Origin of the sequence: Oceanospirillum sanctuarii (assembly GCF_002150805.1) — a bacterium.
GTDB lineage: Bacteria > Pseudomonadota > Gammaproteobacteria > Pseudomonadales > Halomonadaceae > Oceanospirillum > Oceanospirillum sanctuarii.
In genome coordinates, this window is record NZ_MTBA01000003.1 from 681,925 (window position 1) to 695,422 (window position 13,498).

12 protein-coding genes are annotated in these 13,498 nt (G+C 51.8%); 2 read left to right on the forward strand and 10 right to left on the reverse strand.

The window, feature by feature from the left end; genetic code table 11:
• Positions 1 to 74 precede the first annotated feature (74 nt).
• The 9 genes from panC to dksA form a co-directional block, all read right to left on the reverse strand.
• On the reverse strand, positions 75 to 935 hold the full coding sequence (gene panC, locus BV405_RS06880) for a pantoate--beta-alanine ligase (protein WP_086480102.1): 861 nt from the start codon (positions 933 to 935) through the stop codon (positions 75 to 77).
• Positions 932 to 1,726, reverse strand: a complete 795-nt coding sequence (gene panB / locus BV405_RS06885; protein WP_086480103.1) for a 3-methyl-2-oxobutanoate hydroxymethyltransferase — start codon at positions 1,724 to 1,726, stop codon at positions 932 to 934. The genes panC and panB overlap by 4 nt, the downstream gene beginning before the upstream one ends.
• A 107-nt stretch (positions 1,727 to 1,833) precedes the next feature.
• Positions 1,834 to 2,331, reverse strand: a complete 498-nt coding sequence (folK, locus tag BV405_RS06890; RefSeq protein WP_086480104.1) for a 2-amino-4-hydroxy-6-hydroxymethyldihydropteridine diphosphokinase — start codon at positions 2,329 to 2,331, stop codon at positions 1,834 to 1,836.
• An 8-nt stretch (positions 2,332 to 2,339) separates the two neighbouring features.
• Positions 2,340 to 3,758 carry a polynucleotide adenylyltransferase PcnB gene (pcnB, locus tag BV405_RS06895; protein ID WP_086480105.1) on the reverse strand — a complete coding sequence of 473 codons (1,419 nt, stop codon included), beginning with the start codon at positions 3,756 to 3,758 and terminating at the stop codon, positions 2,340 to 2,342.
• A gap of 765 nt (positions 3,759 to 4,523) precedes the next feature.
• Positions 4,524 to 5,963: a sigma-54-dependent transcriptional regulator gene (locus tag BV405_RS06900; RefSeq protein ID WP_086480106.1), complete on the reverse strand. Its 1,440-nt coding sequence runs from the start codon at positions 5,961 to 5,963 to the stop codon at positions 4,524 to 4,526.
• Positions 5,964 to 8,933 carry a sensor histidine kinase gene (locus BV405_RS06905; RefSeq protein WP_086480107.1) on the reverse strand — a complete coding sequence of 990 codons (2,970 nt, stop codon included), beginning with the start codon at positions 8,931 to 8,933 and terminating at the stop codon, positions 5,964 to 5,966.
• Positions 8,923 to 9,099, reverse strand: a complete 177-nt coding sequence (locus BV405_RS17640; protein WP_176330072.1) for a hypothetical protein — start codon at positions 9,097 to 9,099, stop codon at positions 8,923 to 8,925. Before BV405_RS17640 ends, BV405_RS06905 begins: the two co-directional genes overlap by 11 nt.
• 65 nt (positions 9,100 to 9,164) lie before the next feature.
• Positions 9,165 to 10,067 (reverse strand): tRNA glutamyl-Q(34) synthetase GluQRS, encoded by a 903-nt coding sequence (gluQRS, locus tag BV405_RS06910; RefSeq protein WP_086480108.1) that lies wholly within the window; start codon positions 10,065 to 10,067, stop codon positions 9,165 to 9,167.
• 134 nt (positions 10,068 to 10,201) lie between these two features.
• The gene (gene dksA, locus BV405_RS06915; RefSeq protein ID WP_086480109.1) at positions 10,202 to 10,639 is read right to left on the reverse strand and encodes an RNA polymerase-binding protein DksA; all 438 of its coding nucleotides are present in this window, start codon (positions 10,637 to 10,639) and stop codon (positions 10,202 to 10,204) included.
• 354 nt (positions 10,640 to 10,993) lie between these two features.
• On the opposite strand from dksA, the gene BV405_RS06920 reads away from it, so the two are divergent.
• Positions 10,994 to 12,172 carry a pyridoxal phosphate-dependent aminotransferase gene (locus tag BV405_RS06920; protein ID WP_086480110.1) on the forward strand — a complete coding sequence of 393 codons (1,179 nt, stop codon included), beginning with the start codon at positions 10,994 to 10,996 and terminating at the stop codon, positions 12,170 to 12,172.
• A gap of 28 nt (positions 12,173 to 12,200) precedes the next feature.
• On the forward strand, positions 12,201 to 12,941 hold the full coding sequence (gene sfsA, locus BV405_RS06925; protein ID WP_086480111.1) for a DNA/RNA nuclease SfsA: 741 nt from the start codon (positions 12,201 to 12,203) through the stop codon (positions 12,939 to 12,941).
• Positions 12,942 to 12,965: 24 nt separating this feature from the next.
• Here sfsA and BV405_RS06930 read toward each other — a convergent pair whose 3' ends face one another.
• On the reverse strand, positions 12,966 to 13,316 hold the full coding sequence (locus BV405_RS06930) for a Rieske (2Fe-2S) protein (RefSeq protein WP_086480112.1): 351 nt from the start codon (positions 13,314 to 13,316) through the stop codon (positions 12,966 to 12,968).
• Positions 13,317 to 13,498: the final 182 nt, after the last annotated feature.

Consider the following 13,498-nt stretch of genomic DNA (forward strand, 5'->3'; position numbering starts at 1 on the left):
AGCATACTGGAAACGCTATAGAAGCACGCAGGTTTGCTGCAAATAGCAGCTAAGTCGCGCAGTATGCCTTAATGTTATTTTTGATTCAACGCAAATGCGATGTTATCGATCAGTCGTGCCTTACCCAGGTGGGCAGCTGCCAGGATGACCAGCTGACAGTCATTAGCGTCAGCGATTTTCAGGTCAGACTGGCGTCGTACACTCAGATAGTCCGGGGTAAAACCATGGGTGCTGAGCTCAGTCTTCGCTTGCTGGCAGAGTTTATCAAAATCTGACTCACCGGCTTCGATCGATTGACGAATTTTGACTAATGTCTGATACAAGGCGGATGCCTGTGTCAGTTCTTCCTGTGTCAGGTAGCCATTGCGAGAGCTCAGAGCCAGACCGGATTCTGCACGAACCGTTGGCACGCCTTTGATCTCAAGCGGCATGCAAAGATCCTGTGCCATCTTGCGAATGATCGCCAGCTGCTGGAAATCCTTCTGACCAAACAAAGCCACATCCGGCTGAACAATATTGAACAGCTTGCTGACCACTGTGGTAACACCGGTAAAGTGACCGGGACGGGCAGCACCGCATAGCTCTTCACCCAGCTCAGGTACATTGACCTGTGTCTGGCTGTCCAGACCGTTAGGGTAGATCTCGTTGGCATTCGGCGCGAACAGAATATGGCAACCGGCTTCTGACAGTTGCTGGCTGTCCGCGTCCAGAGTGCGCGGATAAGAATCGAGATCTTCATTGGGGCCAAACTGCATCGGGTTCACAAAGATGCTGCACACAACAGTGCTGCCCTCTTTATGAGCTTCGTGGATCAGCTGAATATGACCGGAGTGCAGATTGCCCATTGTCGGAACAAAAGCGACCTTGCCGCCTTCATTCCGGCGACGTTCTGCGATAGCAGCACGCAGCTCAGCAATGGTGTGACACAGAATCATGAGAAACAGTGCTCCTCAGCAGGGAAGGTGTTGGCTTTCACTTCCTGATGATAGTTGCTCAGTGCTTCCTGAATGGTTGATGCATCGGTCATAAAGTTTTTCACAAACTTAGCGGTGTGACCCATAGTGATGCCAAGCATATCCTGAAGAACCAGAATCTGACCATCAGTGTGTGGGCCAGCGCCGATACCGATCACTGGTACGGATACCGCTTCAGTCACCAGACGACCGACTTCAGTCGGTACGCATTCCAGCAGGATGATGCTGGCACCCGCATCCACCAGCTTTTGACTGGCTTCAATGATTGCCTGTGCAGCGGCTTCGGTTTTGCCCTGCACCTTGTATCCGCCAAACTGGTTCACCATCTGAGGTGTCAGACCCAGGTGCGCACAAACCGGAACGCCACGGCGGGTCAATTCAGTGATACCTTCTGCTAACCAGGCTTCACCTTCGATCTTGACCATGTGTGCACCGGCCTGCATCAGCTTGCCTGCGTTAAGTAGCATTTGTTCGGTTGATGCGTTACTCATAAATGGCATATCCGCCATAATCAGAGCGCCTTTGTTACCACGGGCTACGCATTGAGTGTGGTAAACGATATCGTCAACGCTTACCGGCAGTGTGCTGTTATGTCCCTGCAGAACCATACCCAGTGAATCACCAACCAGAAGTACTTCGATTCCGGCCTGGCTTGCCTGTCCTGAGAAAGTTGCATCGTACGCAGTCAGGCAGCTGAATTTATCACCGGCCTGTTTTAGCTTATTCAGTGTACTGATTGTCACTGTCTTCATTATTATGTTCCGCCATTACAATAACGCCCACTGCTTGTGGCGGTGGGCGTTTCGGAATGTGTTACTTTGACGTTACCTGCATCTAAAGGTAACAAGCTGCGGTAACTTTACTCTGACTTTGTCAGTATCTGCAAGTCATCTGTCGCGATATTAGACAGAATGTCTGTAATAGAACCTTTACCTGGCAGGGACAAATTGGGGCTGATTTCAGCCAGAGGTAACAGTACAAAGCCCCGTTCATGCATGTGTGCATGTGGGACGATCAGGCGGGGATGTGAAATGATTTGGTCATCAAACAGTAACAGATCCAGGTCCAGGGTTCGCGGCCCCCAGTGACGCTCACGAACTCGTCGGTGGGTTTGCTCCAGAGCCTGAAGTTGATCCAGAAGTGCTAATGGCTCAAGACTGGTTTCCAGTTTAGCAACCGCGTTAACAAAGTCCGGCTGATCCTGAGGGCCAACCGGTTTACTGCTATATAAAGAAGATGCTTGAGTCAGGCTGGTCTCGGGCAGCTGATCCAGCTCCTGCAGCGCGGTTTTGAGCTGCTGAACTGGATCTTCGAGATTACTGCCCAGTCCGATATAAGCGGTATGAGTTGCTGTCATGGGGCCACTTAATCCTGAGATTTACGGGGGCCGTCTTTATGATGGCTGTTCTTACTGTTACTGCGGCGGCGACGGCGGCGCTTACGGGGAGCAGGTTTTTCATTCTGCTCATTGTGCTGAACCAGATTACGGCGGGAGTGGGTATCACTCTCCTGGAAATCGGTCCACCAGTCAGCCAGATCCTGAACGTCTTCACCGGTTTCGCCACGCAGTACCAGAAAATCATAAGCAGCGCGGAAGCGCGGATGCTCAGCAGTCTGGAAAGCACGTTTGCCCTGACGTCGTTCGAGACGTAACTGGAACTCCCAGATCTCACGCATCGGTTGGCTGAAACGCTTAGGAATCGAGGTGAAATCCACCTGAGCTGCTGTTGCTTGCTGTCCTGCCTGTTGCATTGCTGGCACAGGTGGAATACCGGAACGAACTAACTCACCAAAGGCTCTCTGAACCACAGGCCACAAGAGTGCCGCGAACAGGAAAGCTGGTGTTACCGGCTTATTCTGGCGAATACGTTTATCGGTATTCTCCAGTGCGCGGATAATAAAGGCTTCGCGTTCAGGGCTTTCCTGCAGTGCATCTTCTGTATACGGGAAGAGTTGCCCGAATAACTGGTATTCACGCAGCAGCTTAAAGGTTTCAACACCCTGACCTGAGAGGAAAAGTTTCAGTACCTCTTCAAATAAACGCGCAGCGGGAATCTGGCGTAACAGGTTGGCAGATGCGCGGATAGGAGCTTCTGTCGCAGCTTCGATATTGAAGTCCAGTTTGGCTGCAAAGCGGATCGCACGCAGCATGCGAACCGGATCTTCCCGATAGCGGGTTTCCGGATCACCAATCATTCGAATCAGGCGCTGTTCAATATCACGGATACCGCCAGCGTAATCATGGATGGAGAAATCGCGGATATTGTAATAGAGGGCATTAATGGTGAAGTCACGACGCATAGCGTCTTCTTCAATGCTGCCGAATACGTTATCCCGTACCAAAAGCCCCTGGTCGGTCTGAGATGCGTGGGACTTGGCATTGGATGTATCGTGGGGCGCACGGAAGGTGGTCACCTCGATAATTTCACGACCATAGCGGACATGCACAATACGGAAACGTCGGCCAATAATGCGGGCATTATGAAACAGGCTGTTGACCTGTTCCGGTGTGGCATTGGTAGCCACATCAAAATCTTTCGGGTGCAGATCCAAAAGCGCATCACGAACGCAGCCGCCTACAAGAAAGGCATCATAATTTGCTTTTTTCAGACGATAGAGCACTTTCAAAGCGCTTTCTGAAATGCCGGAGCGGCTGATGGGGTGTTCGTCACGGGAAACGATGCGCAATTCGTGTTTTTCGGATTGCTGTGGCCGCTCTGATTTAAGCAGCTGCCGAATTGAATCACCGGGACGCTTTAGAAAAGAAGGAATTCCTTTTAGCATCGCTGGGTCTTGAATCTCTGAATAGGAGAGGGGAGTTTACCCTAAAAATAAAAGCGGGGCCAAATTGGCCCCGCCGGAACTGTCCGCTTCCATGCGGACGGTATGTCAGACTTCGGTAAATCGCTCTGAATACGCAATGACAGTCTATCGGTGACAAACCTTGGTGGCTTAAGCCTTGTTATTTTTGTTTTCCAATGCGAAGTATCACTACTTCTGGTTTGGACCGCCTCGTATTCAAAACAATTAATCCAAGGATTTTTTCTCAGCCCAGGTTTTGTTTTTGTTGTTCGGGCTGGCATCTTAAAGCGCCGCTTTTTTATTGTTGTTGCGAGCCTGAGATGCATGAGTTCGCTGTGGTTAACTTCGACCTGATTTATTGTTGTTGTTTCAGGTTTGGCATTTATCGGATATTTGTTTTTGTTGTTTCCGTTTTTGCCTGATGTTTGTTTGCTCTGATTTTTGTTTTTGTTGTATGAGCGTTACAAAATCTGCCAGTTATTATTTTTATTGAGTTGGCTGTCAGTTAACCGTGTTCTTGTTGTTCTTGCCCGTATAGATTGCACTTGGTGTGCCAGCTTTTAAAAAAACCTTTAAAAACAATGAATTACGGTTGTGCTGGTAAAGTTCGTCTAAGACCAAACAGAAGATTGTTACCTGTGAAACCATTATTTGGCTCTGTGTCTGTGTGTTACGGTAACACTCTGAATTTGTCACCTTGACGCGCGGGTCAACAGGCTTTGATGTGGGTCAAAAAAAGAGCGGGGGTTACCCGCTCTTCTTAGTTGCTGCTTTTTTTCTAGGAATTCCAAGGCGTTGGCGACGCTCCCAGAGGCACTTCCGGCTGATCCCCAGCCTCTGTGCCAGCTCGGTCTCACTCATCTGATCCTGATGTTCCAACACAAAGTGCTGGAAGTAATCTTCCAGTGACAGATCTTCCGGTGCTTTTGTACCATCGTTACGACCGGCAGAACGCTGAGGAACTGGTGCCATGCTCACAGAGGGTAATGCGGACTGAGCCTGAGGCGGCATACGTACCGGTGCCACAACTTCGGGCACGATACCCATATCATCACTGTGAATCAGGTTGCCTTCCGCCAGAATGACACCGCGCTCGATGGCGTTTTCAAGTTCACGCACGTTACCCGGCCAGTCATGCTGCATGATGGCATCGGAGGCATGCTTACTGAAGCGCAGGTTCGGGCGATCCATGCGCTTGCAGGCTTCGCCCAGCAGATATTCGGCAATTTCCAGAATATCTTCACCACGCTCACGTAGTGCCGGCAGAGCGATCTCCATTACATTCAGTCGGTAATAGAGATCGAGACGGAATTCACCTTCACTGGAGAGTTTTTTCAGATTCCGGTGAGTTGCGGCGACAAGACGTACATTGACCTTCTTTGACTGTACCGAGCCGATACGACGAATCTCGCCTTCCTGCAGAACACGCAACAGACGCGCCTGAGCTTCCAAAGGCAGCTCACCAATCTCATCAAGGAACAGAGTACCGCCATCGGCTGCTTCGACCAGACCGCTACGGTTGGTGTTTGCGCCGGTAAATGCCCCTTTTTCATAACCAAACAGTTCGGATTCGATCAGGGTTTCAGGAATGGCAGCACAGTTTACTGAGATCATCGGCTCGCCCTTGCGGCGACTCTGATTGTGAATCGCCTTGGCCACCAGCTCTTTACCGGTACCGGATTCACCCTGAACCAGAACCGTTGCTTCTGTCGGAGCAACTTTGCGGATGCGCTGATAAACCACCTGCATTGGCGAGCAGTGGCCGATCATGCCCATGGTGCCGGCTTCTGTCTCGGACTCGTCTTCAGCATCCTGGCTTTCTGTCGGCTGAGCCGATTTGCGCTGTGCCAGAATCCGGTTGACGGTTTCCAGCATTTCGTCATGGTCAAAAGGCTTGGCGATATAATCCACTGCCCCCTGTTTCATGGCATCCACAGCGGAGCGCATGCTGGCGTAGCTGGTCATGATCAGGACCGGAGTACCTTCAGCCAGTTCAATCAGATCCGTCCCCGGAGCTTTAGGCAGGCGCAGGTCGGAAATCACCAGATCATAGCTGTTACTTTTAAGATGGCTCAGAGCGTCATCGACGGATCCGGCCTCACTGACGTTGAAATTATGTCGTTCCAGCAAACGCTTGAGAGCGGAACGGATAATATCTTCATCTTCTACAATCAGAATCTTGCTCATTTAGTCATTCCACGCGGATTCGCTTTTGGCTTCAGCATGGTAGAGAGGCAAGGTGATGGTGACCTCTGTCCCACGACCTTGCGTCCGGTCTGCCGGGCTGCTGATCTGAATATGGCCATAGTGTTCTTCTATGATGCTGTAGACCAATGCTAAACCGAGACCGGTTCCTTCTCCGGGATCTTTGGTAGTGAAGAAGGGCTCAAAAATATGCTCTAACTGTTCTTCAGGGATACCACAGCCACGATCGGTAACGCTTACCTGGGCGGTATTGTCCTGAACGGTAGCAGTTATAGTAACACTATCCCCCGCATCTGAGGCATCTCTTGCGTTACCTAATAGGTTAACAAAAACCTGTATCAGTTTTTGAATGTCACCGATCACGTAGAGATCGTCCGGGCACTGGTTGTCGAAAACAATATCTTTTCCCTTAGAACTCAAGGAGATAAGGTTGACGGCTTCCTCTACCGCATGGCTGATCAGCAGGGGTTCCTGTGCGGTTTGGCTGGAGTGGCGACCGGCATGGGCAAAGCTCACCAGTGAATGCACGATACGTGTTACCCGTTTGGTCAGCTGAAGAATCTGATCGGCGGTTTCTGAGATCACTTCCGGGTTATCGGTTTCATATTTCAGGTTCTGTACCAGAGATGAGATCCCCGTGATGGGGTTGCCGATCTCATGGGCGACACCGGCCGCTAAGCGCCCGATACTGGCCAGACGTTCACTGTGTACCAGCTCCTCTTCCAGCTGTTGGGTTTCGGTGTGGTCTTCCAGAAGAATTACCGAGCCACCCATGTGGGAGAGGGGTTCTTCAATATGGGCTTTATGCAGTGAGAACCAGCGCGGTTTACCATTATCCTGCTGCACCTTCTGGAACAGGTGTGGTGCCTGACTGCCGACGAATTCGCCCAACAGGCTTTTCCAGGGTTCCGGAAGGCTGTCGAAGCGGGAACCCACCACCTGATCCATCGGAATGCCGGTCAGCTCCGACATGGTGTTGTTCCACATCAGAATCTCAAAGTCGTTACCCAGCGAGCAGACCCCGATCGGCAGATATTGCAGGGTTTGTCTGTGATAGCGGCGCAGGGAGTCCAGCTCTTTGGCGAGTCCCGTCAGCTGGTAGCGATAATTCTCCAGCCGGGTTTCAACAAAGTGAATATCTTCTGAGTTATGACTGCTGCTGTTGGCCTGATAGGGCAAGTACTGATCGACAATTTCCTGCGCGATAGCCGGTCCCATCAAACCGGAGAGGTTGGCCTGAATCCGGTCTCTCAGTCGTCGGAGGGAGTAAGGGCGACCATCTTCCGGAGCCAGTTGCAGATCCTTCAGCGCAGTCTGCACTTCCCGCTCGGCAGTCATTTTGCCGAGTGGGATCGCCAGAAACCCGATAAAGTCCTCGCAGGTGCGGGCATTCAGCTGTAACCGGTGTGGGCGGGAAAGAGCATCAACGGAGCAGGAGCTGGCCCCTGCTTTCTCTTCATCACTGGGCTGTAAAAAGAGCGACGTGAAGATGAAGACCACAATGTTGAGGATGATGGAGGCCAGAGCTACCTCATACCAGCCATCGCCACCGGAATGGAATACCAGATTGGTAGCGGGCAGTGTTACCTGCTCGATATTATAGAGCAGAGGAATCACCTGACCGAAAATCCAGATGCCGATACCGGCACAGAGACCTGCGATCAGACCGATCCGGTTTGCGGTTGGCCAGTAGAGCACCGCCAGAATACCCGGCAGAAACTGCAGAATGCCGACGAAAGAGGTCAGGCCAAGGCTTGCCAGATCATGTTTTACCCCGAGCGTGCGGTAGAACAGATAGGCCGCAATAATAATGAGGCCGATCAGCAGACGACGGAACCAGAGCAGCCAGTTGTAGATATCGAACTTGGCACCGGGCTGATAAACCGCCAACACCAGGTGGTTAAGAGTCATCGCCGCCAGAGCCAGTGTTACCAGAATAATAGTGCCGCTCGCCGCTGAGAGACCCGCGATAAAAGCAAAGATACCGACCCAGTTTTCTGCACCATTGATGCCGATACCCAGCACCATATATTCCGGCTTCAGCGGGTTGCCTTCTGCCATACCCGCCCAGAGAATCAGGGGCACCGGCAGACTGAGGAGCAACAGATAAAGAGGTACTGCCCAGCTGGAACGGAACAATACATCTGTGGATTGGTTTTCAGTAAAGATGATGTGAAACATGTGTGGCATAGCCACAGCCGCTGCAAAGAAGAGCAGCAGCATGGTACGCCACTGGCCGGCCTCTAGCGGTTTCTGCAGTTCCTGCAACTGGTCTGCGTGAGCGGTCAGCCAGATATCCAGCCCCTGAAAACCGCCAAAAATCTCAAACAGCACATAAGCGCCAATTGCCAGCATAAGCACCAGCTTGATGATGGATTCAAAGGCGATCGCAACGACCAGACTTTCATGCTTTTCCCTGAGGGAGGTGTGTCGTGCGCCAAACAAAATAGCGAACAGGATCATCACCATACAGAAGCCGAGAGCTAGGGTGTGTGGTGAGGCTTCGTTGGTCAGTATATAGATGGAGTCCGCAACCGCCTGAATCTGTAGGGCTAATAAGGGCAGCGCCCCCATCAGCATAAAGACGGTAACGAGACTTCCGATCCATCGGCTTCTGAAGCGGAAGGCAAACAGATCCGCCAGTGATGACAGCTGATAGGTACGGGTAATCCTGAGAATGGGGACTAACAGCACAGGAGCCAGTACGAAGGCTCCGGCGACCCCAAGGTAATAGGAGAGGAAACCATAACCATATTGATTGGCTAAGCCGACCGAGCCATACACCGCCCAAGCACTGGCATAAACCCCCAGTGACAGTACATAGACCAGAGGATGGCGGGTCAGTTTACGGGGTAACCAACGGCGTTCCGTGGCGTAAGCAGCAGCAAACAGAAACAGCAGGTAGCCAACGCCGATAGCGGAAACCTGCCCCAGACTGAAACTAAAGTTCATCAAGTTTTCTCTTCTGCTCAAGCCAGATGGAGATGCCGATCAAAGCACCCCAGATCAGATAGGGGCGGTACCAGCTGCCGTTCGTGTCGCCCCACCAGTCCATCAGAACCGGGGAGAAGAGGTAGCCGGCAAATACCAGAAAGAGAATCAAACGGTACATATACATGGCGAATTCGCTGTTTTGTTCTTATTAAGTGTTACTGGCGCTGTTTGACGCTTGTCTGAAAGAGATCAGAGCAGATCCGCTTCTGGGATCTCCTGCTTCATCGCCAGCCGGGACGGATCCCACTGATCAACAGACCAGCGAAGAATATCAGAGTAGGCGCAGGCCTGTATCTCCCGCTCCGGAAAAATCTGCAGTGCCGCCAGTGCCCGAAGCAGCAGCTGATGTTTCTCTTTGCTGTTGATCGCCGGTGCCAGATTCTGTTTGCTCAGCTTCTGGCCATTGGCCTGTACGATCACCGGAATATGAGCATAGGTTGGCGGTGTCAGGTTCAGGTGTTTTAGAAGTTGCAGCTGGCGCGGTGTGCTTTCCAGAATATCGTAACCCCGAACGACCTGATTGATGCGCTGTTCCTGATCATCCAGAACCACCGCCAGTTGATAAGCAAAGAGCTTGTCGCGGCGCTGAATAATAAAGTCGCCCACCTGCTCCATCGGCCACTGGCAATGTCCCTGGATTCTGTCCTCAATACTGAAGATGCCCTCGGTTTTGAGGCGAATGGCACATTCTGCATCGGCAGGAGGTGGGTTTTTACGGCAACTGTTTGGATATACAGTATATTCTTTTAGCTGCTTACGACTGCACTGGCAGGGGTAAGCCAAGCCTGCCTGGATCAGCTGATCTACCTGATCCTGATAGCGCTCATTCTGTTGGCTCTGATACATCACTTTACCATCCCAGAAAAGCTCAAAGGCCTCTAACGCCTGCAGGATGGTATCGCTGGCACCGGGTTGTTCTCTTGGGGGATCAATATCTTCAATGCGCATCAGCCAGAGTCCCTTGTGGGCTTTGGCATCCAGATAGCTGGCAAGGGCTGCTACCAGAGAACCAAAATGCAGGGGGCCTGAAGGTGTCGGTGCAAAGCGGCCGACGTAGGGTATTTCTGGCGCGATAGATGAGGCTTGGGTCATGGTATTTCTGCCGATTTGTATTCGGACGTGGTTTTAAGCCGATAGTGTATCGGCTTTATTCAACAGAGAGGTTACGCAAACAGCAGACATAAAAAAACCAGCCGCAGCTGGTTCTTTTATTTCAGAGTCGGGGCTTAGCCACCGATCTGGCGCTCTTTGATTTCCGCCAGAGTTTTGCAGTCTACACACAGGGTTGCGGTAGGACGTGCTTCAAGACGACGAATACCAATTTCGATACCGCAGGATTCGCAGTAACCGTAGTCACCGTCATCGATATCGCCCAGGGCTTCGTTGATCTTTTTGATCAGTTTGCGCTCACGGTCACGGGTACGAAGTTCCAGACTGAACTCTTCTTCCTGGGTCGCGCGGTCAGCAGGGTCGGCAAAGTTGTTCGCATCTTCCTGAAGGTGCTGAACCGTACGGTCAACCTCTTCCATCAACTCTTGTTTCCACTTCAGCAGAATCTGGCGGAAATGCTCCAGCTGGTCATCATTCATGTACTCCTCGCCGTCTTTGATCTCGTACGGCACGAATGATTTTAGCTCGTTGTTGTTGGTTGCATTGTCTGGCATACGACTGCCCCATCATATTGTGTTATTGGTGGTCTGGGGGATGCCCGCCGATAAATAGTCCATCATTGGCACCCTCAGCAACGGACAAAACCTGTCACGTTTTTGAAAGCCTTGCTTATTTAGCGGAAAAGTGCGGAAAAAGCAAATTTGGCGACCATTTTTTCATCTGTTTTTACAGGCTTAGCCACAGTTTTTATGCTGCCAAGAGGCTCTGATACGGGCAAAGCTGCAACTTGGGTTGCTTTTCTCTATGATGTTCAGCCTCAATAGGGTGGCTTCGCGGTTGAAAGTCACTGTCTTTGGTTTCAGGCCTCAGCTTTTTTCAGTTTCAAGCTTTCAGCTTTAGGAGTTTCTATGTCGCTGTCGGATTTCCAGTGGGCAAATCGTGTTGCGGATATTGCACCTTTTCATGTGATGGCTTTATTGGCCCGCGCCCGTCAGTTACAGGCTGAAGGTCGTGATGTCATCCACATGGAAATTGGTGAACCGGATTTCACGTCGCCACCTCAGGTGATCGAAGCCGGCCATCAGGCGCTACGGGATGGCCATACCGGTTACACACCTGCAGCGGGTATTCCTGAACTGAGAGAGGCGATTGCCCGTCATTACCAGACTGCTTACGGTGTGAATGTCGATCCGGCCCGGATTCTGGTGACGCCCGGTGCTTCCGGCGCGCTCTTGTTACTGGCGGCGTTACTGGTCAATCCCGGTGATCAGGTGATGATGGCGGATCCCACCTACCCCTGTAATCGCAACTTTATGCGTCTGTTTGAAGGACAGTCTCAGTTGATTCCGGTAGGTGCTGACAGCCACTTCCAGCTCAGTGCGCAACATATCGAGCAGCACTGGACGGATAAAACCCGCGCCGCCATGCTGGCAACACCTTCGAACCCCACCGGCACTCTGGTTAATCTGGAACAGCTGGCTGAGATCTCTCAGGCGGTGAGTGCGAAAAACGGTGCACTGATCTGTGATGAGATCTACCAGGGACTGACCTACGGCGTTGAAGCACAAACCGCGTTGGCGGTTAATGATGACGCCTTTGTCATCAACAGTTTCTCCAAATACTTTGGCATGACTGGCTGGCGTTTAGGTTGGCTGGTGGCTCCTGAGTGCGCTATGCCGGAACTGGAAAAGCTGGCTCAGAATGTTTTCCTTTCTGCGACAACACCTTCCCAGTATGCCGCGCTGGCAGCCTTCCAGCCGGACACCATTGCTCTGCTGGAAGAGCGCCGTGCTGAATTTGCCCGTCGCCGTGATTACCTGTTACCGGCCCTGCGTGAACTGGGTATGTCGATTCCGGTGACTCCGGAAGGCGCTTTCTACATCTACGCCGGTATCGATCACCTGACCGACGACAGCTTCCAGTGGTGTCAGGATCTGCTGGAGGAAGAGGGTGTGGCGACGACTCCGGGGCTGGATTTCGGTATTGAAGGTGCCCGTACCACGGTACGTTTTGCCTACGCTGCCAGCATCGACAAGCTGGAAGAGGCGGTAACCCGTATAGGACGTTTTATTCAGAAACGCGCTTAAGCAGATAAACGGATCGGAGAGTTCAGCAATGCGTTGGTCATCCCCCCTGCAGTCCGCCACCCTGATAAAACGCTATAAGCGCTTTATGGCGGATGTCGTGCCAGAGGTTATGCCTGAACTGGTATCGGAGTCGGCGCAGATCACTCTGCACTGCCCCAATACCGGCTCAATGAAAAACTGTATGGGTGAGGGCTGGCGCGTCTGGTATTCCGATTCCGGTAATCCTAAACGCAAATATCCCTGCACCTGGGAGCTGTCAGAAACCCCCGAGGGGGATCTGATCTGCGTAAATACTGCTCAGGCCAACCGCATCGTTAAAGAAGCGCTGGAACAGAAGGTCGTTACCGAGCTGGCGGCTTATGAATCAGTGAAAGCAGAAGTGAAATACGGGGCGGAAAACAGCCGTATCGATTTTTTGCTGACACAGTCTGGTCTTCCGGACTGTTACGTCGAAGTGAAAAGCGCCACGCTGCTGGATGAGACTTTTGGTAAGGGACTGGGTTTCTTTCCGGATGCGGTATCCGCCCGGGGGCAAAAACACCTGCGGGAATTGCAGCAGATGGTGGCAGAAGGTCATCGTGCGGTATTGCTGTTTTGCGTTAACCACACCGGCATCGAGCAGGTATCCGTGGCAGATCATATCGATGGCGCCTACGGTGAGGTACTGAGAGAAGCCCTTGCCAGTGGTGTTGAAGTGCTGGCCTATAAAGCGGATATCGATGCCGAGGCTATTACCCTGCGTCAGCCAATCCCTGTCGTGATCGCTTAAAATATTTTGATCATTTTTGCTGGTTCAGGCGGTTTGGGAGCGACCTACACTATCCGCCGTACTCAGCATCACGTCACCCTGCTCATTGATCTCGAAAGGGATCGCTCTCAGCTTCTGACCGGCACAGGGGCCGTGAATACACTTACCGCTATCGATCAGAAATTGCGCGCCGTGCATGGCGCATTGAATCAACTGTTTGCTGCTGTCCAGAAACTGATCCGGCTGCCATTCCAGATTGACGCCTAAGTGCGGACACTCATTGGCGTAGAGATAAAGCTGATCCTTTTTCTTTACTGCAAAAAGTGGCCCTATGGGCGTCTGAAAACCCTTGCTGCTTTTGTTTTCGATCTCGTCCAGAGTGCAGAGTTTGTACATGATTTCTCTCTTTAGGCTGTCTTGTGAGCTATGGCTTATGACTGCCTTTTCGATGGTACCCTTGACCGCCGTTTTGGAGGGAGACTATCTCCAGGGTCATGGTGAAAACGATCAGACGTAAAAAAGCCGCTTGCAAAGCAAACGGCTGAAAAAGTGGTTAGTCGCCTAACCTCGAACACTAG

Excerpts from the sequence above, each read along its gene's own strand:
- panB (WP_086480103.1), bottom strand. The coding sequence starts at position 1,726 with ATGAAGACAGTGACAATCAGTACACTGAATAAGCTAAAACAGGCCGGT.
- BV405_RS17640 (WP_176330072.1), bottom strand. The coding sequence starts at position 9,099 with ATGTATATGTACCGTTTGATTCTCTTTCTGGTATTTGCCGGCTACCTC.
- BV405_RS06900 (WP_086480106.1), bottom strand. The coding sequence starts at position 5,963 with ATGAGCAAGATTCTGATTGTAGAAGATGAAGATATTATCCGTTCCGCT.
- sfsA (WP_086480111.1), top strand. The coding sequence starts at position 12,201 with ATGCGTTGGTCATCCCCCCTGCAGTCCGCCACCCTGATAAAACGCTAT.
- folK (WP_086480104.1), bottom strand. The coding sequence starts at position 2,331 with ATGACAGCAACTCATACCGCTTATATCGGACTGGGCAGTAATCTCGAA.
- dksA (WP_086480109.1), bottom strand. The coding sequence starts at position 10,639 with ATGCCAGACAATGCAACCAACAACAACGAGCTAAAATCATTCGTGCCG.
- pcnB (WP_086480105.1), bottom strand. The coding sequence starts at position 3,758 with ATGCTAAAAGGAATTCCTTCTTTTCTAAAGCGTCCCGGTGATTCAATT.
- panC (WP_086480102.1), bottom strand. The coding sequence starts at position 935 with ATGATTCTGTGTCACACCATTGCTGAGCTGCGTGCTGCTATCGCAGAA.
- gluQRS (WP_086480108.1), bottom strand. The coding sequence starts at position 10,067 with ATGACCCAAGCCTCATCTATCGCGCCAGAAATACCCTACGTCGGCCGC.
- BV405_RS06920 (WP_086480110.1), top strand. The coding sequence starts at position 10,994 with ATGTCGCTGTCGGATTTCCAGTGGGCAAATCGTGTTGCGGATATTGCA.
- BV405_RS06905 (WP_086480107.1), bottom strand. The coding sequence starts at position 8,933 with ATGAACTTTAGTTTCAGTCTGGGGCAGGTTTCCGCTATCGGCGTTGGC.
- BV405_RS06930 (WP_086480112.1), bottom strand. The coding sequence starts at position 13,316 with ATGTACAAACTCTGCACTCTGGACGAGATCGAAAACAAAAGCAGCAAG.